The sequence below is a fragment of the Rhizobacter sp. P3_B12 genome, from assembly GCF_056402895.1.
Genome location: NZ_JBFUGN010000996.1, coordinates 1 through 2,212 on the forward strand (window position 1 = coordinate 1; position 2,212 = coordinate 2,212).

Annotated in this window: 3 protein-coding genes; 1 reads left to right on the plus strand and 2 read right to left on the minus strand. The window is 69.2% G+C overall.

Features of this window, described 5'->3' with window-relative positions:
* Both AC1D01_RS31175 and AC1D01_RS31180 read right to left on the minus strand, forming a co-directional pair.
* Positions 1 to 215, minus strand: a 215-nt coding sequence (locus AC1D01_RS31175) for a hypothetical protein (RefSeq protein WP_477873355.1), incomplete at its 3' end; no start/stop codon positions are given.
* Positions 216 to 291: 76 nt separating this feature from the next.
* On the minus strand, positions 292 to 933 hold the full coding sequence (locus AC1D01_RS31180; RefSeq protein WP_477873357.1) for an NAD(P)-dependent oxidoreductase: 642 nt from the start codon (positions 931 to 933) through the stop codon (positions 292 to 294).
* A 104-nt stretch (positions 934 to 1,037) separates the two neighbouring features.
* On the opposite strand from AC1D01_RS31180, the gene AC1D01_RS31185 reads away from it, so the two are divergent.
* Positions 1,038 to 1,943, plus strand: a complete 906-nt coding sequence (locus AC1D01_RS31185; RefSeq protein ID WP_477873359.1) for a LysR family transcriptional regulator — start codon at positions 1,038 to 1,040, stop codon at positions 1,941 to 1,943.
* Positions 1,944 to 2,212 lie beyond the last annotated feature (269 nt).

Here is a 2,212-nt window from a genome sequence, read left to right on the forward strand (position 1 = left end):
GCCGACAGCGGCGGCAGGCCGGGCGCCGGGGCCGGCGGCGGCGGAACCGGTGCGGGCGGCACGGGGGCAGGTGGCGTACCGCCGACCGGGGCCGGAGCAGGACTGCCGTCCCCACCGCCCCCACCGCAGGCCGCCACGGCCAGCAGCACGGCGGAACTCAGACCTTTCAAGACAAAGCGGCGGCTCGCCAGATCAGCGCGCAAGACATCGGACACGTGAAATCCCTCCTGTGGTTGTGGAGGGATTGTCTCCAGAACGAACGCCCGAGCCGACCCCCGTAAACCCAGGGAATCAGTAAGCGGCTGTGAAGCGCTTGCGGATGTGTTTCGGCGTCTCCATCTCGTCGACGATCGCGACGGCCAGGTCGGCCACCGAGAGGCCGGCCGGCTTGTCGCCGTCCATCAGCAGCTCGTCGGCGCCGATGCGGAACTTGCCGGTGCGCGGGCCGGGCGCGAGCAGCGCGGCGGGCGACAGGAAGGTCCACTCCAGCGCGGTCTCGGCGCGGATCTGGTTCAGCGCCTCGCGGGCGGCCAGCGCGCCCTGCTTGTACTCGGCGGGGAAGTGCGGCGTGTCGACCAGCTGCACGCCGGGCGCGACGAACAGGCTGCCGGCGCCGCCGACGATCAGCACGCGCTTGACGCCCGAGCGCTTGACGCCGTCGACGATGGCGCGCGTGCCTTGCAGGAACACGTCGTGGATGCGCGGCTCGCTCCAGCCGGGGTTGTACGAGTCGACCACGGCGTCATGGCCTTCGACGGCGGCGGCCACCTGGGCGGCGTCGAGCGCATCGGCCTTGACGACCGTCAGGCCGGGTTGCGCGGGCAGCTTGGCCGGCGTGCGGGCCAGCGCGGTCACCTGGTGGCCGCGCGACAGCAGTTCCTTCAGCACCTCGGAGCCGACGAAGCCGGTGGCGCCAATCAGGGCGATCTTCATGGGTGTTCTTTCAGGGAGTTGTCGATGGCGCGATGATCCGGGCTTCACAATGAGTGCGCCAGTCGCTCATTTCGAACAACATTCTTTAGCCAGGCTTCACGATCATGGATGACCTTCGCCGCATGGCCTTGTTTGCCGAGGTGGTGCGCCACGGCTCGATGAGCGGCGCCGCGCGGGCGCAGGGCATGAGCACCTCGGCGGTGAGCCAGCAGATGCGCGCGCTGGAGCAGGGCAGCGGCGTGACGCTGCTGCACCGCTCGACGCGCAAGCTGACGCTGACCGACGCGGGGGCGCGTTTTGCCGAGCATTGCCGGGCGATGGTGGATGCCGCCGAGCAGGCGCGGCGGCAGCTGACGCTGGCGCACGACGCGCCGGTGGGCGAGTTGCGGATCTCGGCGCCGGTGGGCTTTGCGCGCTACATCGCGCCGGCGCTGGCGCCGCTGCTGGCCGATCACCCGGGGCTGACGCTGCGGCTGCTGGTGGACGACGCGTTGATCGACCTGATCGATGCGCGCATCGACCTCGCGCTGCGTGCCGGGCGCATGCCCGATTCGACCTACGTCGCGCGAAGGCTGTGCAGTTTCGCGTGGATCCTGTGCGCGGCGCCGGCCTACCTGCACCGCCACGGCACGCCGCAGTCGCCGAGGGAGTTGCTGGCGCACCAGTGGATCGTGCTGTCACGCGATGGCACCGCGCTGGCCTTCGAGATGCGGCGCGGCGAGGGCGAGCACGAATCGCTGCGGCTGGAGGCGCGCATCACCAGCAACAACCAGCTGAGCCTGCAGCAGATGTGCCTGGCCGGGCTGGGGATCGCGCTGCTGACGCGGGCGGATGTGGATGACGACCTGCGCGCGGGGCGGCTGGTGCAGCTGATGCCGGAGTGGCAGGTGCCAGGGATCCCGGTGTGGGCGGTGACGCCGCAGCGGGATGGGCAGCCGGCGAAGGTGAGGCATGCGGTGGCGGCGTTGGAGGCTTACCTGGAAGCGGTTCCGGGTGCACTGCCTCGATAGTTCGAGGTCTGGGAACTGACGTATTGCTGGGTTCAAACCGTCCGACTTTTCGATCCGGTGGAACCGGCTCCGCGAGGGTGTGACTTACCGGACTGTCGGGGGAGAGGTAGATCGCAGTCGCGTTTGTCCTCACCTTGACGGAACTTCGGAATCCATGCAGTACCCATCAAATCCCGAGCGTGAATCCTGGCGCGGCCGTTTCATTGCGCTGGCTGACGAACTGGACGGCGCTTCAGGTCAGTCGGAAATCGAATCGAACTCCGCTGACG

Bases quoted from the DNA above. Each gene is read 5' to 3' on its own strand.
- AC1D01_RS31180 (WP_477873357.1), bottom strand. From the start codon at position 933: ATGAAGATCGCCCTGATTGGCGCCACCGGCTTCGTCGGCTCCGAGGTG.
- AC1D01_RS31185 (WP_477873359.1), top strand. From the start codon at position 1,038: ATGGATGACCTTCGCCGCATGGCCTTGTTTGCCGAGGTGGTGCGCCAC.